Here is a 20,831-nt window from a genome sequence, read left to right on the forward strand (position 1 = left end):
CTATTTTACCTAATGAGAAAAACAGGAGCCTTTATTAATGGAAAATCTTGAAAGCTTAGTAAAACTTTTACAAGAAAACCTTAAAGATCCGTTAACGAACGCTTTGATTGGTCAAAAAATCAAAGTGCACGATTTTCAGACTGGTAAAAAAATTCTTGGACTCATTAAGTCCAAACGACTTAAGTTTAAATTTCAGCCTGGTTTTTTTATGAGTGATGAGCACAAAAAGGCGCTCATCGAACAAATCCAGAACCTAGCTCAACAACAGGATGTAGAGCTGGATATTGAGATTATAGATGGGGTTAAAACTCACGTAGTTCAAGGGGGCATTAAGCCGCTCAAGACGGTCAAAAATATTATCGCTGTGGCCTCAGGAAAAGGCGGTGTGGGCAAAAGCACCACCGCTGTTAATTTGGCCTTGGCCCTATCTAAGCAAGGTGCCCGCGTGGGCGTGCTCGACGCCGATATTTACGGTCCAAGCCAACCACTTATGTTGGGGGTCAAAGAGGGTAAACCCAAAGTGGTCAATAGTAAGATGCAACCTTGGTCAGCACATGGCATATGGGTCAATTCAATCGGCTTTTTGATTGACGGCGATGCGCCAGCGATTCTACGCGGACCGATGGTGTCACAAGCACTGGACCAATTAGTGCAACAAACGGCTTGGCCCGATCTTGATTATTTAGTGGTGGATATGCCACCTGGTACGGGAGATATTGCGTTAACCTTATCACAAAAAGTTCCTGTGGTAGGTTCTGTAATTGTGACCACGCCCCAAGACGTCGCCTTGATTGATGCGCGCAAAGGTGTCTTGATGTTCCATAAGGTAGATGTGCCTGTCTTGGGTCTCATAGAAAATATGAGCATGTTTACTTGCCCTAACTGTGGTCATACAGAGCATTTATTTGGTCATGGCGGAGGTCGTAAAATGGCTCAAGAACTGAATGTGCCTTGGTTAGGCGATTTACCACTCACCAGGGATGTCCGCGAGCAAACGGATTCCGGTAATCCAACTGTAATTTCTGATCCAGATTCAGAAGCGGCCAAGATTTACCAAACCATCGCTCACAAAGTCGCCTTGCAAATTGCAACTTTACCCATCGACCATTCTGGTGCTTTCCCTAAAGTCGTGGTGCAGTCTGTTTAATTGACCAAAAAATTATGTTGGCCAAAAAATCCTACCTAAAGCTCCTTTTGTGTCTGTACTTGCCAAGCAGCTTGGCCTGGTCAGACACGGTACCGACGACCACAGCTAAGGCAGAGTCGGGTGCTAGCAAAAACGCAGTATATGCTGACGAAGTCAGCCCTGATCCAAGCGCTGCCAAGCAAGCGCGGCCAAAAACCTCTAAGTCCAATCTCCCTAAGGAATTGGCAGGGGTTTGGCCTTTTAATGTCGTGGCCCCTGAGGAAGGCGGAGATAGCAGTATTTGGCAAACCTCAGATGGCCAAGATGGGGATAAGGGCAGTGCGCAAATACCCGAGGTCATCATCAATCCTAGTGGCCTAAGTACGCAAACCCTTGAGGTGGTCAATAAAGGTGTGCAAGCCGTATTACGGCAAATTGGCGACGCCGATGCAGATGCGCGTGAGGCCTTTAGGATTCGTCGTAAAGGCCACGATACGATTGTCACCGCATTGCAAACCCAGGGCTATTTTGATGCTAAGGTCAAACTCGAAGTCGGTGAGGATATTGGCGGCGAAACATGGGATGTTAGTATCCAGCCAGGTCAACAATCCAAAATCCGCACAGTTAATAATCAATTTGTCGGTCGCATCAGCAAATCCGGTTATGAACAACGTCTGCAAGGACTTCGCAAAGACTGGAAATTGCCCATTGGTGATGGTTTTGTGAACAAAAAATGGTCGGATGCTAAATCCGATTTGATTACCAATGTTAAGGCCGAAGACTTTTACCTAGCACGCATGATGGAAACACATGCCAGTGTCGACCCAGAGCTCTCAGCGGTTGATCTCAAAACCGTGGTTGATAGCGGCCCAGCCGTAAAACTCGGCAATATTGAAGTCTTGGGGTTGCGTCGGGTACCCGTAAGCCTAATTCGACGCTATATCAAATACAAACCAGGTGATCGTTTTACGCAAGCTCAGCTCGATGAATGGCAACAAAACCTGATGAATACCAACTTTTTTCGCGGAGCCTTTGTGTCCTTGCGCAAACCACCGGGGGCCGAAGTCTACAAGCAAGATGAAGTTGAGCTACCCATCAATGTTTATGTTACTGAAGCGCCAGCGCGTCTCTTTAGAGCAGCCGCGGGGATTGATGATGTCAATATTGTGAGGGTCGAAGGCACGTATCGCCAAAATATCGTCGCTCATAAACCTTTTTCCCTAGAAACAGGCGTGAGCGCGGGTTTTAAAGAACAACGTGCCTATTTAGATTTTTACTTACCACCCAATTATGATGGCACTGTCGATAGTGTTGGCTTAGTCGCACGGCACTCCGACATTAACGACGAAGAAATCACGCGTTTGGGACTAGGTTGGCGCCGTAAGCACGAGTTTAAGTTTGATCCCCAAAGCAATGTAGAATTTGAATCGCTTTGGAGTGTTGTGGCGGCCATGGATCGGGTCGATCGCGATGAGGTGCCAACATATACCTTGCCCTCCGTCGTGGCGACCTGGAATTTATTGCGTCGGGATGTGAATGATAAATTTGACCCGCGCAGTGGTAATCTAGAAGCCTTGGATTTGGGTATTGGTAGCGATGTACGTGAACGTAAAGCCTTTGCGCGTGTCGGATTTCGGGCTCAAGTCTGGTTCCCTTTATTTAAGCGCGATAATTTCAGCTTAAGGGGTGAGATTGGCTACGTCAAAGCATCGGATGACACGCGCTTACCAGATGATTTTGGTTATCGAGTCGGTGGTGCCCGCACGGTGCGTGGCTATCGTTATTTAAGTCGTGGTCATGAGTCGGGAGATGCGACTGTGGGCGCTCGTGCTATGTATGTGGGGAGTGCCGAATATACCCATTATTTTAACGATATGCTCGGGGTGGCGGCCTTTGTAGATGCCGGTGACGCAGGCGATAGCTTTGGTCAATTATTACCGGTGGTCGGTTACGGTGTCGGTGGTCGTGTCAAAACACCGGCCGGACCGATTTTCTTAGATATAGCCTACGGTCAGCATGAGCATAGCTTACGCTTGCACTTTTCCATGGGAATTGCATTTTAATGAAGTTTAAAGCCATTAATTGGTCGTTTCTAAAACGCAAACGGACCTTATTGTTAATCCCCATTTTGTTGTTGGCTTTTTTTGCATGGGTGTTGGCAACCAATAGCGGTAGTTATTGGTTGCTGAACACCGTCATGGGGCAGCTTGGCGGTAATATTGGCAAACTAGAAGGCAATATCTATAAAGGTGTCAAACTCGACTCGCTTAATCTTAATATGCCTTCGATAAATGTCGCGGCGCACGATGTGGACCTGGAAATCAATTGGGGCAAATTATTGGGCTTGACGCTTGAAGTCGAGCGTATGCATATTGACAGCCTGAGCCTGCAATTGTTGCCTGTTAACGAACAAAGCGAGGACACGACGGAGGATGAGGACCCCCTTAGTTTACCGATAGATATTCATGTCAAAAGCGCCCGCTTGAATAGTTTTGATTTGCAAAATACAGAAGGCGGTCATTTGCCGGTGCAATTGAGTCGCTTTGATGCGCGCGATCTAGTGATCAACGACCAGGGTGCGCAGCTGGATCTGCACCATTTACAAGTTGACAATGATGATTTACAGGCCAATCTGAAAGGTTTAGTTAAGCTTGGGCAACTGGGTGCACCTTGGCCGATGGATATCACACTTGATACCCAAGTGGCGAGTGATAAAGCCAGTTCGCCGGTGTGCGTCAATAGTCTTTTTAGTCAATCTAGCTCGTTAATGCTAGCGCAATGTGATTTGCAATTACAGACGCAAGTGACTGGCGATTTAAATGACTTAAAAATTCGATTAAATGGCTCAGGCCAAAACGCTAGTCTTAAGGCCGCGCTTAGCCTTGGACTGGAGCAACCGCTAGTGTTGACGGGCGCTAATATCGATTTTAGGGCGGCCAATCATATCCATTTCCTGACAGATATTCATAGTCAAACCGATGCTCAAGGTGAACAGACCTTAGCGGGCGAGATTGTCACGCAAAATCTAAAACTTGATCGCGTGCTAGAAGACAGTGCTTTAAGCAGTCATATTGAGTTTACGACTCGAGCTAATGCGCAACATCTTAGAGGCTTGCAACTTAAGGCTGATATTGACAAAGGCAGTCATTGGAATCAAGAGAACTTAGCTGGCAATATTGATCTTGATCTTGATCTGTCGCAGGTCTATCCAGCCGTCAGCAGCGCTCAGAGTGAGACGGTCGACAAAAAACAAGAACACCAAGATCAAAAAGATCAAGTTCAACAGCAGGCGCGACTTAACAACGCCGATTGGTCGAAAGCACGGCTCAAGCAAGCGGCCATCGATTTGCAATTAGGTAACAACAATCTGCGGGCTAACGGCCAACTAGGACAAGCAGAGGATGTATTGACGCTCAAAGCAAATTTGCCACAATTGAACAATTTTTGGCCGACGCTAAGTGGTCATGCCAGGACAGATATCAACCTTAAAGGGGGCTTTGCGCAACACGCGCTAGATCTAAAAGCGTCTTATGATAGCGGCAAAAACAGCAAAGACCTCGGCCAAGCGCCTCTGAAACTGGCTCTGCATGCCAATGGTCAGGCTCAGAATCCAAAAGGCCGCTTAGCTTGGCGTGGCCAATTACACGATCTAGATGTCAATCATGCCAATCTAGCGTTGCAACAAGAACAAGCCCTCAATATCGATTATGCAGCGGCTAGTGCGACTGCGCCTATGCAATTAGCCATCAGTCCAAGTCAGTTTAGTCTCAGCATAGACAAACAGCATAAGGGCCTGTTACAGCACCAAGGTACGCGCTTAGAGAAAGGGCACTGGCAAAGCCAAGGTAATTTTGAGAACTTGGTGCTGACCAGTGATTTTATGCACCAGCTCGGATTACCTTTTAAGACCGAGGCAAATCGCACTAATAAGGCCTCGGCTAAAGACGTCAGTTACAACGGTCAATGGCAATTTACACAAGCGCCTGAACTTAATTTACGTGTCAATCTACAACGGACATCAGGCGATAGCCTGTTGCCGATCCAAAACGGCATACCGCTGGATTTACAAAATCTAGACGTTACGCTACAAGAACAAACGCTAGATTTTGCGCATTCTTTGTTGCAACTACAGGTTCAGGGGCAAGGACCTAAATCAAACGTAGATATAGCGCTTGAATTACCCCCTAAGTTTGCTTTAGGTGTCAATCAAGGGCATATCGATCTGCAGTTTAGTGATCAATCGTCTCTCAAAGCAAATATTGCTCAAGATCCCCACACCGGAGAGGCAGGATGGCAAGTGTGGCAAACGCAGGCACAAATGCAAGGGCTAAATTTGCAAACCTTAAGTCTAGGTTTATTGCCAAGTACGCATCTTAATGGTGACCTCAATTTGCAGAGTCATTTGCTCAAAGGCGCTGAAATCAAGGATCTTAAGTTCGATTACCTAGTGAAGGAAGGCAGCACTTGGCAGGGTAAGGCGATGTCTGGGCAGCTCGCCAGCCAAGTGGATTTAGAAGGAGTGTTGCCATTACCTTCTGTGATTGATTCGCCTTTATATCAAGGCCACGTCAATCTGCAAGCGCTGCGTTTACACGATACCGATATTGATTTAAGCATTGCCGACAACCACATTCAAGGCAAAGGGGGCTGGGGTCAGCCGCAGGATCATTTGAATCTGCAGCTGGATTTGCCGCAATTAGGACAGCTTTGGCCCGATATAAAGGGGCAGGCGAATGTAGCGTTGGATTTGAGCGGTAATATCGCGCAACATGCACTCAAACTCAAAGGTAAATATGATTTATTCCCGGCCTCAAGCAAACAACAGCAAGCCTTAAATCTCAATCTGGCGTTAGCGGGCAAGGCTCAGCTCGATACGACCCAAACATCATGGCAGGGGACACTTGAGCAGTTAGCCGCCTCTTATGCCGGCACAGCACTGCAATTGCAGAGCAAAAACGGCTTAGCTATTGACTTTAAGCAAGATGCCCTAAAGCACGATATCGATTGGTCCTTGGGTGATACGCAATTGCGCTTGCAATACCCCGATAAGCGCCAGGCCTTTATAAACCTCAAACAAAGTCAGGGTCATAATCAAACAATAGATAGCGCCGGTTCGATTGAAGGGCTGGTGCTAAGCATGCCTTTGTATCACTATTTGCAAGCCATGATCGAGAGTCTGAGTACAGCGAAAATAGTGGCAGCGCCAGCGAAGGTGGCTCCTAGCCAAGAACTGCAGCTCAATAGTCAATGGCAGCTGCATAAAGATAAGGCTATAACGGCAGAGCTTAGTCTCCAGCGCCAAGGCGCACAAGGCAATTGGCCGTTTGATTTGCCTGTCGTGGTGGACTTCAGTGAGCTTGCCTTGCAGGTGAAACCTTGGGGGCAACGTTCACAGCACGGTTTAGCGGGGCAAGACATCACGCTCAAGGGTAAAGGTCCGCACTCCGTACTGGATGGTCATGTGCAATTTAATCCTAGCAATCCAATGCTAGTAGACCTCGCTAAATTAGACCTTAAATTGCCCGACAATGCCATGATTGACTTGGATGTTATCAGTGATACAAAAGTGCATCATGGCGCTGAAAAAGCCGCGGATTTGCTCGCTAAAGCCGAAGCGAAGGCGCAAGCCAGCCAGGGCACAGTCGCAGAGAGCGAAACAGTAAATCAGACCCGTGATGATACCGAGGGCGATGAGTCGCCACAACCTCGCCGTCTGCAAAGCCAACGTTTAGCTCGTTTTGCTAATTCCTATATCAAAGGCCATCTTAAAACGCATGGCTTTAAGCTCGAAAAGCTCAGTGATGGGGCTGTGCCGCCTGGTCAAATCAACGGCGACATCAATTTTGAGGCTAATATGCGCCAGGGTCAGTTTGATTTTGCGAATTTCAGTGGCAACTTTGGTAATGACAGCCGCTGGAATCGTCAATCCTTGGTGGGTAATTTTGATATTCAGATCAAACAAGACGCGGCCATGAATCAGGAGTTTTTTAAAACGCCGTATTTTTATGTCTTGCAAAAAAGCGATATTAACTTACGATTAGGCAGCAATGTGATCAAATCTAGCGGTAGTTTTGGTCATAAAGCAGATAAATTTAACCTGTCTGTGAATGCACCCCAACTATCGCAGTTCTGGCCAGATATTCCAGGCGCCGTCAAAGCGAACTTGGATTTGGTGGGCTCTTTAAGTGACTATACCTTTGATTTAAGCAGTCAATTCAAGCAAGGCAATAGTCAAGAAATAGGCAAAGCGCCTATCGATGCACACCTCAAAATGCAAGGTGGTTGGGGCAAGATTGACGGCGATATTGAGGGCTGGCATGGTTCCATTGACTTAGTTGACGTTAAGCATGCGGGTTTTTCAATTTTGCAAAACCAAAAAACCCAAATTAAATTGGCGCCCGTGGGTAAAGGGGATCAGCCGCAATGGGATATTGGTGCCTCGAAAGTTCGCGTTGGCTTGCCTGGCAATTACTATTTTGACGTAGTGCAAGATGGCACGAAAGGCGGAGAAGGTAAGTGGGATACTAAGGGTAAGATTTTAGGGCTTAAATTCCCGCGTAACGTCGTGCGTGAATTACAAAAAGCCTTTGGGGGTGAAGCTCAGAAAAGTGATCCTGACAGTGGTGTCGTCCTAAAACAAACCCGAGAAGTACATATTGATCCCGCGAGTTTTGATATTAATTGGGATTTTGCCTTTAATCAGCAGCTGAAAGGGGCAGCGGCGATAACTTACAAGCACGGCGATTTTGCGGTGCCTGCTCCCCAACCCTTCCCTTTGGGTCTCAAAAAGGCTGATGTCAAACTCAGCGCCACGCCGCGGGGCGAGCATAGTGATCTGAGCTTGGATCTCAATATTGATATTGGCAAACGCGGTCAGCTACAGGCACATGCAGTCTCTCTCTTGAATGGTCTCAAACCTGTGTTGGATGATCGCACCCGCGCCCATGTCAAAGGTGGCATTGGCGATTTGGCGGCACTCTCACCTTTTGTGAAGGATGTGGTGCAGTTGGGCGGCCGTGTCGATTTAGATGTCGACGTGCGGCACAAGGGCAAGGAATGGTTGCCTAGCGGTAAGGTACAAGCGCGTGACCTCAAAATTATTGAAGTTGAAAACGGTATTCGACTCCTCAATGGTACGGCTGACGTCGCCCTCAATGGCAATAACATTGTGATCGAAAAAATCTACTTCCCAAGTGTGTTGCGCATCCGCCCAGTTGAGTGGCGTACACGGACTTGGATAGAAAAGAATAAAGTCGCCCAACAAGGTAGTTTAAATGCCAACGGTCACTGGAACCTCAAAGAAAAGAGTGGTGAGTTCCATGTCAATATGGATCATTACCCAGTGATGCAACGTAGTGATCGCTATGCCATGATGAGTGGTAACACCGACGTTAGCATTAAGTTGCCGCATATTGATGTCAAAGGCAAAATCGTCGCCGATGCGGGCTGGGCTAGTATCGATATTCAGGGTACAGCCCCGAGCTTGGATTCAGATGTAGAGATCGTTGACAAAAACCAGACCGAGGAACCTAAGGCCAGCCCGATGGATTTGGATCTGGACTTTACTGTTGATCTGGGGCCACGGTTCTATATTGTGGGCTTTGGTCTAGATTCAGGTTTACGCGGCGCGATTAATGTGGTTCAGGACGATAACCGTCTCACCGGGATTGGTGAATTCAATACCCGTGGGGGGGCTATCGAGGCCTACGGTCAACGCCTGCAAATTCGGCGCGGCTCAGTGTCATTTACCGGTGATTTAACCAATCCAGTACTCAATATCACGGCGATGCGTACTGGTCTAGAAGTGAATGCTGGGGTAAGGGTACAAGGCAGTGCTAAGCGGCCGAAAATTTCCTTGGTCTCAGAACCTGAGGTGAGTGATGTTGAAAAACTCTCCTGGCTCATTATGGGTCGAGGTCCGGATAGTAATGGCGCCGATTTGTCTTTGCTATTCTCTGTGGGTAGTTCCATTGTGGGCGGTGGTGAACCGTTCTACCAAAAACTCGGTATTGATGAATTAGCCATCCGCACGGGGGATATTGGCAATACAGGTTCGATTTTGCCGAAAAAAACCGTGGCGGATAGTACCAGCTATGATGATAGCCAAAACGTTGAGAACCAATTTCTCACCATTGGTAAAAAACTCAGTACCGAGATTTGGGCCAATATCGAGCAAGCTTTGAGTGGTACAGGTACGGTCGTGCGTGCTAGTTATCGCTTCTCACCGTTTTATAATGCCGATATCAAGGTCGGTACGGTCAATGGTATCGAGTATTTGTTCCGTCGTTTTTTTAAAGACTAACTGTGAATCCTCTTTGAGAGGTAATAATTTCTACGTTGCGAGCATAAAAATGAGTATTAAAAATGATCGTTGGATTCGTCAAGCCGCGGCGCAAGGCATGATTGAGCCCTTTGAGGCAGGTCAAGTGCGTCAAATCAATGGCGGAAAAATTGTTAGCTACGGCACTAGCAGCTATGGCTATGATGTCCGTTGTGCGCGTGAATTCAAAATATTCACTAACATTAATTCGAGCGTGGTGGATCCTAAGAATTTCGATGAAAAATCATTTGTTGATTTTGAAGGGGATATATGTATAATTCCTCCGAATTCTTTTGCCTTGGCTCGCACGGTGGAGTACTTTCGCATCCCACGTAGCATCTTGACGGTATGTTTGGGTAAGAGCACCTATGCGCGTTGCGGCATTATTGTCAATGTCACGCCGCTAGAACCCGAGTGGGAAGGGCATGTCACGCTTGAGTTTTCTAACACTACGCCATTGCCCGCCAAAATCTATGCCGGCGAGGGTTGTGCTCAAATGCTGTTCTTTGAAAGCGATGAAGTCTGCGAGACTTCCTACAAGGACCGAGGTGGCAAATATCAACACCAAACAGGGGTGACGCTACCTAAAACTTAAGGGCTAAACAGTCATGAAATTTCGTTTTCCTATTGTCATTATTGATGAAGACTTTCGTTCGCAAAGTGCTTCTGGGTTTGGGATCAGAGCATTATCCGATGCCATTGAGGCCGAGGGCGTCGAAGTGTTAGCACTCACCAGTTATAGCGATCTCACGTCTTTTGCACAACAACAAAGTCGTGCCAGTGCTTTTGTTTTGTCGATTGATGATGAGGAATTCGATGTGGATTCCCCAGAAGATGTGGCTTTGGCCATTCGCAATTTACGGGCCTTTATTAGTGAATTGCGTTTTCGAAATGAAGATATACCGATTTATTTATACGGAGAGACTCGCACTTCACAACATATTCCTAACGATATCTTGCGAGAGCTGCACGGCTTTATTCATATGTTTGAAGACACACCTGAGTTTGTCGCCAAGCATATTATTCGTGAAGCGCGCAGTTACTTAGCGACCTTGCCACCGCCATTTTTTAAGGCCTTGGTAAATTATGCTCAAGATGGCTCATATTCTTGGCACTGCCCAGGGCATTCGGGCGGTGTGGCCTTCCTCAAAAGCCCTGTGGGGCAAATGTTTCACCAGTTTTTTGGCGAAAACATGTTGCGTGCCGATGTCTGTAATGCCGTCGAAGAGCTCGGTCAGCTTTTGGATCATACCGGGCCTTCGGCCGAGTCCGAAAAAAATGCGGCACGGATATTTCATGCAGATCACTGTTTTTTTGTGACCAATGGGACCTCGACATCCAACAAAATTGTTTGGCACGGTAATGTTGCCGATGGTGATGTGGTCCTAGTTGACCGGAATTGCCACAAATCAATTTTGCATGCCATTACCATGATTGGTGCTATTCCCGTATTTTTGCGACCAACACGCAATCATTTAGGGATTATTGGTCCCATTCCACTCGAGGAATTTGAACCCGAAAATATCTACAAAAAAATCGAGGCGAATCCTCTAGCCCGCCATGCCAAGAATAAAGAACCCAGAATTTTGACCATTACCCAAAGTACCTATGATGGTATTACCTACAATGTCGAGATGATTAAGGAGCGTCTCGGTAGCATTTGCGACAGCTTGCACTTTGATGAGGCCTGGATTCCGCATGCGACTTTTCATGAATTCTATGAAGATATGCATGCGATAGGTCCCTCCAGACCTCGTAGCAAGGATGCCATGATTTATGCCACGCATTCGACACATAAACTGCTGGCCGGTTTATCGCAAGCGTCTCAAATTATTGTGCAGGAATCTGAAACCCGCAAGCTAGATCGCAATGTCTTTAATGAAGCCTATTTAATGCATACCTCGACCTCACCTCAGTATGCCATTATCGCTTCTTGTGATGTCGCGGCAGCGATGATGGAGCCGCCCGGCGGCACGGCACTAGTCGAAGAAAGCATCTCAGAGGCCTTGGATTTTCGGCGGGCTATGCGTAAAGTCGCGTCCGAATATGGTTTGGATGACTGGTGGTTCAAAGTTTGGGGGCCGAAGCGTTTAGTGCATGATGGCATTGGCGAGCAAGAGGACTGGCTCTTACACGAAAACGAAGATTGGCATGGCTTTGGCAAAGTGGCGCCAGGCTTTAATATGCTCGATCCCATCAAGGCCACCATTGTGACCCCAGGCTTAGGCATGGATGGCGAGTTTGCAGAAAAAGGCATTCCAGCGGCGATTGTGAGTAAGTATTTGGCCGAACACGGTATCGTTATCGAAAAAACCGGTTTGTATTCATTTTTTATTATGTTTACTATCGGCATTACTAAAGGACGTTGGAATACGCTCCTTACTACTTTGCAGCAGTTCAAAGACGATTACGACCGTAATCAACCGATGTGGCGCAGCATGCCTGATTTTTGTAAGGAATACCGGCAATACGAACGCTATGGTTTGCGTGATTTATGCCAAATGCTGCATGAAGCCTACAAAAAACACAATGTGGCGCGCCTGACCACCGAGGTTTATTTAAGCGAGATGGTACCGGCCCTTAAACCTTCCGATGCCTTTAATAAGATGGCGCACCGTGAGATTGAGCGCGTCAGTATTGAGGACTTAGAAGGGCGCATCACTGGTGTTTTATTAACCCCTTATCCACCTGGCATTCCACTATTGATTCCAGGCGAGCGTTTTAATAAAACCATTGTTGATTATTTGCAGTTTGCCGTGCAATTTAATAAGAATTTTCGAGGTTTTGAAACCTTTATTCATGGTTTAGGTTACGAAGAAAATGAGGATGGCAATGGTCGTTATTATGTTGATTGCTTACTCGAAAATGCCATTGATCAATAGCTGCGTAACGTGCGTGACGGTATTACAGTGAAACAGTTAAGCCAATACGATGCCATTATCATTGGCGCTGGCGCGGCAGGTATGATGTGCGCGGCGCAGGCGGCGGCTAGGGGGTTGCACGTTTTATTGCTAGATCATGCAAGCAAATTAGCCGAAAAAATTCGTATCTCTGGTGGAGGACGCTGTAATTTTACGAATTTGGGGGCCACTTGGCAGCACTATGTGTCAAACAATCCGCGTTTTGCGCGCTATGCCTTGAGCGTCTTTGGCCCACAAGATTTTCTTGCGTTATTGCAGCAATATAAAATTTCTTGGCATGAAAAGCACAAGGGTCAATTGTTCTGTGACAATTCAAGTCAGGACATTATCCACATGCTGTCGCATATGTGCAATCAGCACCAGGTAGAGTGGCTCATGCCATGTAAAATCCATGCCGTTCAGTACCATGAGCAACCCCGCCATTACACTGTGCAGACATCGCGCGGTACGCTAAAAACGCCACAATTGGTGATAGCAACAGGAGGCTTAGCGATGCCGCAGCTGGGGGCCAGTGCATTTGCCCTCAATCTAGCCAAACAATTTACTATTAATGTTATCCCAGTGGCTCCTGCCTTAGTACCTTTGCAGTTTGATCCGCAGCATTGGGCAGCCTTCGCTAATTTATCTGGTGTGTCTATCAACGCCCATATCCGCAACGGAACTCACAAAAAAGCGCAGAGTTTTGATGAGGACGTGCTCTTTACCCACAAAGGCCTATCGGGGCCAGGTATTTTGCAGATTTCGTCTTATTGGCAAGCGGGCTCAGACATTGTCTTGGATTTAGCGCCCGCAGAAGATGTGGCTACGATTTTGTTAGAGGCTAAGCAACACCGCAAGCAACAGCTGCTGACCGTGCTTAGTCGCTTGTTACCAAGACGTTTAGCCCAGATCTGGTTAGCGCAATTTGCGCCAAATACCGCCTCACAGATGGCAGAAATCAGTGACAAAACCTTGCGTCAACTCGCACAACACATTAAGCAATGGTCTGTGCAGCCTTGTAGCAGTGCTGGCTACAAAAAGGCCGAAGCCATGCGCGGTGGCGTTGATACCCAGGCTATGCATGCAACCAGCATGGAAGTAAAAGCGCAGCCTGGCTTGTTTTTTATTGGTGAAGCCGTGGATATGACCGGCTGGTTGGGTGGATATAACTTTCAGTGGGCTTGGAGCAGTGCCTATGTTTGTGCCCAAGCCCTACAGTCCAGTTCTAAATAACGGCATTGCGCCGCGACAATTCTTTATATTTGGCTTAGCGCCTGCTTTTTGAGGTAATAGCCACTACCCAAACTGAGTATGAAGGTAATCAGCATCACGCCTAGTGTATTGCCCAGAGGCAAGGCATAAACATTATTAAAGAAGTGATAGAGCACGAAACCGATTAACCACATCAGCATATTGGGCCAGCAAATGCCAGCGCGTGCTTGTGCATTTTTGTAGACAAAATAATCGGCGATTTGTACAGAAATCATCGGCGTAAATACGGAGCCGATAAATAATAAGAAGTTCTCAAAACGATCGGCCTTAAACGCTAAGGCCAGTATTAAGCCAATCACGGTGACAAGTGCCGCAATATGAGTTTCGGACAATTTGGGCTTAATGCTCACAGTACTGACACCAGCGGAATAAGCATCCAAAAAGGTGGTTGTGACTGTCGATAAGACAACGATAATAATGGCACTGACGCCCATGCCGGCATATAGCAAAATATTGGCAATTTCTGTTTGTGCCGTAAATAATGCGGCACCTAGCCCGATGGCATACATCCAACTACTGGTTAGCCCATAAGCTATCGCTGAGCAAAAGGTGGTTAGTTTGGGTTTAGTAGCAAAGCGCGTGTAATCAGAGATTAAAGGTAACCAAGTCAACGGCATGACAGCCGCCAATTCTACGGCCTGACCAAAGCTAATTGGGTCCATAGCGGGGGCAGGTGCGTTCATATCAGCACTAAAGATTTTAGTGCTGAGCCATACCGTGGTGACGAACAGAACCAATAAAACAGGGATGTTGATTTTGTTGAAAATGCGCCATAAACCGGCATAGACCCAAATAATCACTAAACACCCAATTAATACGCACCAAATGGCAAAGCTGCTTGGGCCCCAAAGATTCGGCATCATGGTATCGATGACTTGGGCGCCGACATAAATCATGATCGCCGTCCATCCAGTCAATTGAATAATATTGGCGCCTGCAAATAACACCGCGCCCTTGTGACCAAATGGCAGTTGAACTGTCTGCATCGCACTTTTACGGGTTTGTGCACCAATTAAACCGGCGGCATAAAATAGTCCACAACCAATGAGATGGCCGATGAAAATAGCGACCAAACCGCGGTGCCAGCCAAGCGGCGCAAAATACACTCCCGTCATTATTTCGGTAACGGCGACTGCCGCCCCAAACCATACGAGAGTAGCGAGTGTAGGGGTAAATTGTGTGGACTTAGCCATAATCGTCTTCTTTTTAAATGATAATCAATCAAGGTTAGCGGACAAAATAAAGGCCAAACCCATGGGTTTGACCTTTAAAAAGAGCTTAGGACAATTTTTGTTTAAGTAACTCGTTGACCTGAGCAGGATTGGCTTTGCCTTTGGTTTCTTTCATGACCTTACCGACCAATGAATTAAAGGCTTTTTGTTTGCCAGCACGATATTGCTCTACAATATCGGCGTTGTTAGCGATGACCTGATCGAGTAAGGCCTCGATGGCACCGCTATCGTTGATTTGTTTGAGTCCTTGGCTGGCAATAATCTCATCGGCATCGCCTTGGCCTTCCCAAATACCTTGGAATACTTGGCGTGCGATTTTGTTGGAAATGGTGTTGTCGGTGATTCGCGTGATCAAACCGGCTAATTGCGTCGGTGTCACAGGGATCTGAGAGAACTCCAATTCTTGTTGATGCAAAGTAGCACTGACATCGCCCATCATCCAATTGGCAACAATCTTCGCCTGTTCGGGTTTAAGTTGCGCTAGCGTAGCTTCAAAGTAGTCCGAAAAATCACGCCGCGTCGTCAGTTGCGCCGCATCATAAGCAGATAATCCTAATTCATCGATGTAACGCTGACGCCGTTGCTCAGGCAATTCTGGCATATCAGCCTGCACGCGTTGACGCCACTCGTCAGAAATATGCAATGGAGGCAGGTCTGGATCCGGGAAATAACGATAATCATGCGCGTCCTCTTTGGTGCGCATACTGCGAGTTTCGTCATTTACATCATCATACAAGCGGGTTTCTTGAACGATGACACCGCCATCTTCTAGCACTTCAATCTGGCGTTGGGCTTCAAACAAAATCGCACGCTCCAGAAAACGGAAGGAGTTAACGTTTTTGATTTCGGTGCGGGTACCAAATTCTTTCTGACCTTTAGGACGAACAGAGACGTTAGCGTCACAACGGAAGGAGCCTTCTTGCAAGTTACCGTCACAAATACCTAACCACACCACTAAGCTGTGAAGGGCGCGCGCGTATGCAACGGCTTCAGCGGCCGAGCGTAATTCCGGTTCGGTGACAATTTCTAGAAGAGGCGTGCCAGTGCGGTTAAGGTCGATACCAGTTGCAGGTTCACCGTTTGGGCCGAAGTAATCATCGTGTAAAGATTTACCTGCATCCTCTTCGAGATGAGCACGGGTTAAATTAAGGGTTTTGACGTCCTCACCCACCAAAAAGCTCAGTTTCCCGCCTTGTACCACTGGTAATTCGTATTGACTGATTTGATAGTTTTTAGGGAGATCTGGGTAGAAGTAATGCTTACGAGCGAATACCGACCATGGGGCTACCGTGGCGCCAATGGCGAGGCCAAAACGAATGGCTTTTTCGACGGCATCACGATTCATGACCGGTAGGCTGCCTGGCAAGGCCATATCGACAAGATTGGCTTGCGTGTTGGGGGCCGCACCAAACGCGGTACTACTACCAGAAAATATTTTTGATTTTGTTGCAAGCTGGACGTGAGTTTCCAGACCTATTACGATTTCCCAATTCATACTTATACTTCCGCTGAACGTAAATGCCAGTCACTGTGTTGTTGGAAACGGTCGGCGATGGCGAGTAACTGACCTTCGGTAAAGTAATTACCAATGATTTGTAAACCTATCGGGCGTTTTTGTTGGGGGCCACCAAAGCCGCAAGGAATAGACATCCCCGGTAAACCGGCTAAGTTCAAGCTGAGCGTGTAGATATCTGCCAACCAATCATGGGTGATGTCTTGCTGATTCGCACCGATATTTGGCGCGACTTCGGGTGCTACAGGTCCCATAATGACATCACAATGCTGTGTGAAAGTCTGTTTAAATTCCTCGGCAATCATGCGGCGCACGCGTTGCGCTTGTAAGTAATACGCATCGTAGTAACCTTGGGACAGAACATAAGCGCCAATCATAATGCGACGTTGTACTTCCGGGCCAAAAGCTTCGTGACGTGAGCGAGCCGTCATTTCTTCAAGGGTTTTGTAGTGTTGACTGCGATGGCCATAGCGCACTCCATCATAACGTGCAAGATTGCTGGAGGCTTCGGCAGGTGCAATCACATAGTAGGCGGGTATGGCAAGATGGTTTTTCGGTAGAGAAATATCGACCCGCTCGGCACCCAGTGCTTGAAATTGACTAATCGCTTGCTCAATAGCCGTCGCCACTTCAGCACTTAGACCAGGGTTAAACCATTCTTTGGGCACACCTATCCGTAAACCTTTGAGGGGCTTGTCACCCTGGGCTTGCATTTGTTGCTGGGCGTGTTCAAACGCTTGGCGCACCCGACCGCTTTGGTTAGCGACCGCACCGCAGCGTTGCAAACTAGTAGAGTCGCGCTCGTCGAAATGGCTCATGACATCCAAAATATCACTGAGATCGGCGGCTCGACGTCCCATAATGCCGGCCTGATCCAAACTCGAACCGTAAGCGATCATGCCAAAGCGTGAGACCGTACCGTAGGTGGGCTTAATGCCACTAATACCACACATGGAAGCAGGCTGACGCACGGAGCCGCCAGTATCGGTACCGGTACTAAACGGCACAATATGCGCAGCCACGGCGGCTGCAGAACCGCCAGAGGAACCACCAGGCACGGCGTCTTTGTCCCAAGGGTTGCGGCAAGCTCCGAAAGCGGAGTTTTGGTTACCGGAGCCCATGGCAAATTCATCGCAATTAACCTTACCAATAGTAACCATGCCCGCTTGTTTGAGGCTTTCTACGACGCTGGCATCAAATGGGCTTTGGTAGGTTTCGAGCATCTTGCTGGCAGCTGTCGTGCGCCATTGTTGAGTCACAAAGACATCTTTGTGAGCAATCGGAATCCCCGTCAGCCGACCTTGTTGCCCTTTGCTAATGAGCTCGTCGGCCGCTTGGGCTTGAGCTAAGGTGGCGGATTCGTTGATATCTAAGAAAATATTGTAATCTTGCAGGCGCTGTGCCTCTTGCAACGCGGTTTGTGCGAGTTCGGTAGCGCTCACCTGTTTGTGATCGAGCGCCTGACGAAGATCGTCTAGAGAGGCTAATTTAAAATCAACAGACATATCAGTTTGTGCAAAAAAATGACCACGAAAAGTAGCGACGCTTCGAAGTCAAAAAAGGAAAAAATCTGGTGGAGCTTATTCGACCACTTTGGGAACTAAAAACAGCCCTTGGCTACTGGCGGGTGCATTGCGCATGAGTTGGTCACGCACTTGTTCACCAGACTCGGCAGTGACATCATCTTCGCGTAAGCGTAATTGCACCTGTTCGAGTACAGAGAGCGGGTGTGCTAAGGGCTCGATGCCACGAGTATCGACGGCTTGTAGTTCATCAATCAAGGCTAATAGACGATTGAGCTCATCCCGACTTTGGGCTTGCTCGTCGGCATTCAGATCGAGCCGAGATAAGCGAGCGATATGCTGCACTTCTTGGGTGGTTAAAGACATAAAATTTCGGTAGTAATTAAATGTTAAAACGGTATTTTTTGTCACAAAAAACAATTAGAATATTGCCTTTAAAATCACCGTTTAATGAATAGAATACGTTATCATTATAAGTTATCTAACTTAGCTTATGTAAGAAGAGTTTGCACTGAAGTTAGATTCAGTATGAATTTAAAAGTATGAATTAAAGAGCGATTGACATGTCCAGTCAAGAGCACATTCATAAGTGGCACCACAATTGCACAATTGGATTCATACTTGGATTAGCAAGCGCTTTAAGAGTTTGCCAAAATAGCCATACATGTGTGCTTTTTGTGTTATTTGATGTGATTGGCGGCGATTACATAGGCTTTTTGCTGGTTTTACTACTCATTGTGTTCTAAATCCTCACAGGTCTTGTATGACATGCTATAAACTTTAGTGTCACATAAGCCTAACGTATATACATTCCATGGGCGTGCAGTGACCGTATTGACTAAAACTGCACTACCGTTTTTTTGTACTCCCATCCAAAGAAGAAAATAAAATGTTTGGTTTTCTAAGAAGTTATTTCTCCTCTGACATGGCAATCGATTTGGGTACGGCAAACACTCTAATCTACGTTCGTGGTAAAGGTATTGTCCTCGATGAGCCATCAGTCGTAGCGATTCGTCATGAGGGCGGCCCTCATGGTCGCAAAATTATTCAAGCGGTCGGTCAAGCCGCCAAACAAATGCTAGGTCGTGTACCAGGTAATATTGAAGCCATCCGCCCCATGAAAGACGGCGTAATTGCGGACTTTACCGTGACCGAACAAATGATTAAGCAGTTCATTCGCATGGTTAATCCTCGTGGTTTGTTTTCACCGAGCCCACGGATTATCGTGTGTGTACCTTGCGGCTCTACTCAGGTAGAGCGTCGCGCTATCCGCGAAGCCGCATTGGGCGCTGGCGCTTCAGAGGTCTATCTCATCGAGGAACCTATGGCAGCGGCTATCGGTGCGGGTCTTAACGTCTCTAATGCCGATGGCTCTATGGTCGTCGATATTGGTGGCGGTACCACAGAAGTGGCCGTGATCTCTTTGGGTGGTATGGTCTACAAAGGCTCAGTTCGTGTCGGTGGCGATAAATTCGATGAAGCCATTGTGAATTACATCCGTCGCAATCATGGGATGTTGATTGGTGAACCGACAGCCGAGCTCATCAAAAAACAAATCGGTTCCGCGTTCCCGGGTACCGAAATCCACGAAATCGAGGTCAAAGGTCGCAATATGTCGGAGGGCGTACCACGCCCCGTCACCATTAGCTCTAAGGAAGTGCTAGAGTCGCTTTCAGAGCCGTTAAATCAAATCGTTTTAGCGGTCAAAAACGCTCTCGAAAACACACCGCCTGAGCTCAGCTCCGATATTGCCGAAAATGGGATTGCGTTGACGGGCGGTGGTGCCATGTTGCGTGATCTTGATCGCTTGCTCCAAGAGGAAACTGGCTTGCCTGTCAATGTCGCGGATGACCCATTGCAATGCGTGGTCAAAGGCTGCGGCGAAGCGCTCGAGCATCTCGATAAGCTCGGTCCCGTCTTTATCCATGATTAAATAGCAAACACAGGGTTCAGCATGCTGACCCTGTTATTATTTAGCCATGCAGTCAGAAAGATCACCTCATCTATTCAGGCGCGGTATTGCGGTAGAAGTTAAGCTTTTTTTTCTGACGTTACTGTGCTTGGCATTCATATTTATTGACTCGAACTGGAACGTTCTTAATCCGGTTCGTCGAGCCGTCTCTGCAGCAACCTATCCTGTCCAGACGGTGGTGCTATGGCCGCGCAATTTTGTTATGGATGTCAACGAATGGTTCGAAGCCGTCGAGCTGGCACGCAAGCAACATAGTCACAAACAACAAGACAATATCGAAAGCGCAAGCTTGGTCATGAAGGCCTCGCAACTAGAGGCCGAGAACAATCAGTTGCGTCGCCTTCTCAATGTCAAAAATTCAGTCGATATCCCATCGCAAGCCGTAGAAATCCTCTATGTACCTCCGCATCCGCTGAATCAATCCATTATCTTCACTAAAGGTGAGGATAATGGTATTAAGCCGGGGATGCCAGTCATTGATGAGGGCGGTATTGTCGGTCAAATCCGGCGCGTCAATAATAAAACCAGCGAGGCTCTATTAATTACCAACGAGAAGGTATCGATTCCAGCGCTAGTACAGCGTACTGGCCTGCGCGTTATTGTCTTTGGGACTGATCAAGTGAATCGGCTTGAAGTGCGTTACTTATCAATGGATGTCGATATTAAACCAGGCGACAAATTAGTGACCAGCGGTATTGGTGGGTATTATCCAGCGGGCTTATCGATTGGCGAAGTCACCAGTGTTGAAAACAACTCCTCACAAGGTTTTGTCAGTGCGATTGCCAAACCCACTGCACATCCCGACCGCTATCGTCATTTTTTAGTCTTACTCACTGGGCCTGATATGAGTCCTGATCCAGACCCACCGCAAGAATCTGACAGTAATTCGGCTATCCCACCGAGTGAGGCTGAACCCACACAGGATCAGCCTATGCCAGCCAACCATCACAATAGCAGCACTGCAAAAGGGTAG

Annotated in this window: 12 protein-coding genes; 8 read left to right on the top strand and 4 right to left on the bottom strand. The window is 47.4% G+C overall.

Annotation, left to right across the window (positions count from 1 at the left end; translation table 11 throughout):
* The first annotated feature begins 37 nt into the window (after nucleotides 1–37).
* The 6 genes from apbC to Q335_RS0104450 are packed head-to-tail and all read left to right on the top strand — an operon-like array spanning nucleotide 38 to nucleotide 13,579.
* Entirely contained in the window at nucleotides 38–1,147 is a 1,110-nt protein-coding gene (gene apbC / locus Q335_RS0104425; protein WP_028357605.1) for an iron-sulfur cluster carrier protein ApbC, read from the top strand.
* Nucleotides 1,148–1,161: 14 nt separating this feature from the next.
* Complete coding sequence (locus tag Q335_RS0104430) at nucleotides 1,162–3,189, top strand: autotransporter assembly complex protein TamA (RefSeq protein ID WP_051532296.1); 2,028 nt, start codon at nucleotides 1,162–1,164, stop codon at nucleotides 3,187–3,189.
* Nucleotides 3,189–9,428, top strand: a complete 6,240-nt coding sequence (locus Q335_RS0104435) for a translocation/assembly module TamB domain-containing protein (RefSeq protein ID WP_028357607.1) — start codon at nucleotides 3,189–3,191, stop codon at nucleotides 9,426–9,428. Before Q335_RS0104430 ends, Q335_RS0104435 begins: the two co-directional genes overlap by 1 nt.
* A gap of 49 nt (nucleotides 9,429–9,477) precedes the next feature.
* The gene (gene dcd, locus Q335_RS0104440) at nucleotides 9,478–10,041 is read left to right on the top strand and encodes a dCTP deaminase (RefSeq protein WP_028357608.1); all 564 of its coding nucleotides are present in this window, start codon (nucleotides 9,478–9,480) and stop codon (nucleotides 10,039–10,041) included.
* 13 nt (nucleotides 10,042–10,054) lie between these two features.
* A complete protein-coding gene (locus Q335_RS0104445; protein WP_028357609.1) occupies nucleotides 10,055–12,328 on the top strand; it encodes an arginine/lysine/ornithine decarboxylase in 2,274 nt (757 codons plus the stop codon).
* A gap of 27 nt (nucleotides 12,329–12,355) precedes the next feature.
* On the top strand, nucleotides 12,356–13,579 hold the full coding sequence (locus Q335_RS0104450) for a BaiN/RdsA family NAD(P)/FAD-dependent oxidoreductase (RefSeq protein ID WP_425393510.1): 1,224 nt from the start codon (nucleotides 12,356–12,358) through the stop codon (nucleotides 13,577–13,579).
* A gap of 23 nt (nucleotides 13,580–13,602) precedes the next feature.
* Here Q335_RS0104450 and cytX read toward each other — a convergent pair whose 3' ends face one another.
* The 4 genes from cytX to gatC all read right to left on the bottom strand — a co-directional run bounded on the left by cytX (nucleotide 13,603) and on the right by gatC (nucleotide 18,252).
* Nucleotides 13,603–14,811: a putative hydroxymethylpyrimidine transporter CytX gene (cytX, locus tag Q335_RS09225; protein ID WP_038369384.1), complete on the bottom strand. Its 1,209-nt coding sequence runs from the start codon at nucleotides 14,809–14,811 to the stop codon at nucleotides 13,603–13,605.
* Between the two features lie 85 nt (nucleotides 14,812–14,896).
* Entirely contained in the window at nucleotides 14,897–16,345 is a 1,449-nt protein-coding gene (gene gatB / locus Q335_RS0104460; protein ID WP_028357611.1) for an Asp-tRNA(Asn)/Glu-tRNA(Gln) amidotransferase subunit GatB, read from the bottom strand.
* Between the two features lie 2 nt (nucleotides 16,346–16,347).
* Nucleotides 16,348–17,868, bottom strand: a complete 1,521-nt coding sequence (gene gatA / locus Q335_RS0104465; RefSeq protein WP_028357612.1) for an Asp-tRNA(Asn)/Glu-tRNA(Gln) amidotransferase subunit GatA — start codon at nucleotides 17,866–17,868, stop codon at nucleotides 16,348–16,350.
* 75 nt (nucleotides 17,869–17,943) lie between these two features.
* Nucleotides 17,944–18,252, bottom strand: coding sequence for an Asp-tRNA(Asn)/Glu-tRNA(Gln) amidotransferase subunit GatC (gene gatC, locus Q335_RS0104470; RefSeq protein ID WP_028357613.1), 309 nt, complete (start codon nucleotides 18,250–18,252; stop codon nucleotides 17,944–17,946).
* A gap of 523 nt (nucleotides 18,253–18,775) precedes the next feature.
* Here gatC and Q335_RS0104475 point away from each other — a divergent pair.
* Both Q335_RS0104475 and mreC read left to right on the top strand, forming a co-directional pair.
* Entirely contained in the window at nucleotides 18,776–19,819 is a 1,044-nt protein-coding gene (locus Q335_RS0104475; RefSeq protein WP_028357614.1) for a rod shape-determining protein, read from the top strand.
* A gap of 46 nt (nucleotides 19,820–19,865) precedes the next feature.
* Complete coding sequence (gene mreC / locus Q335_RS09230; RefSeq protein WP_084493541.1) at nucleotides 19,866–20,831, top strand: rod shape-determining protein MreC; 966 nt, start codon at nucleotides 19,866–19,868, stop codon at nucleotides 20,829–20,831.

The organism is Brackiella oedipodis DSM 13743 (assembly GCF_000621025.1).
Taxonomy (GTDB): domain Bacteria; phylum Pseudomonadota; class Gammaproteobacteria; order Burkholderiales; family Burkholderiaceae_B; genus Oligella; species Oligella oedipodis.

Excerpts from the sequence above, each read along its gene's own strand:
- apbC (WP_028357605.1), top strand. The coding sequence starts at position 38 with ATGGAAAATCTTGAAAGCTTAGTAAAACTTTTACAAGAAAACCTTAAA.
- Q335_RS0104430 (WP_051532296.1), top strand. The coding sequence starts at position 1,162 with ATGTTGGCCAAAAAATCCTACCTAAAGCTCCTTTTGTGTCTGTACTTG.
- Q335_RS0104435 (WP_028357607.1), top strand. The coding sequence starts at position 3,189 with ATGAAGTTTAAAGCCATTAATTGGTCGTTTCTAAAACGCAAACGGACC.
- dcd (WP_028357608.1), top strand. The coding sequence starts at position 9,478 with ATGAGTATTAAAAATGATCGTTGGATTCGTCAAGCCGCGGCGCAAGGC.
- Q335_RS0104445 (WP_028357609.1), top strand. The coding sequence starts at position 10,055 with ATGAAATTTCGTTTTCCTATTGTCATTATTGATGAAGACTTTCGTTCG.
- cytX (WP_038369384.1), bottom strand. The coding sequence starts at position 14,811 with ATGGCTAAGTCCACACAATTTACCCCTACACTCGCTACTCTCGTATGG.
- gatB (WP_028357611.1), bottom strand. The coding sequence starts at position 16,345 with ATGAATTGGGAAATCGTAATAGGTCTGGAAACTCACGTCCAGCTTGCA.
- gatA (WP_028357612.1), bottom strand. The coding sequence starts at position 17,868 with ATGTCTGTTGATTTTAAATTAGCCTCTCTAGACGATCTTCGTCAGGCG.
- gatC (WP_028357613.1), bottom strand. The coding sequence starts at position 18,252 with ATGTCTTTAACCACCCAAGAAGTGCAGCATATCGCTCGCTTATCTCGG.
- Q335_RS0104475 (WP_028357614.1), top strand. The coding sequence starts at position 18,776 with ATGTTTGGTTTTCTAAGAAGTTATTTCTCCTCTGACATGGCAATCGAT.
- mreC (WP_084493541.1), top strand. The coding sequence starts at position 19,866 with ATGCAGTCAGAAAGATCACCTCATCTATTCAGGCGCGGTATTGCGGTA.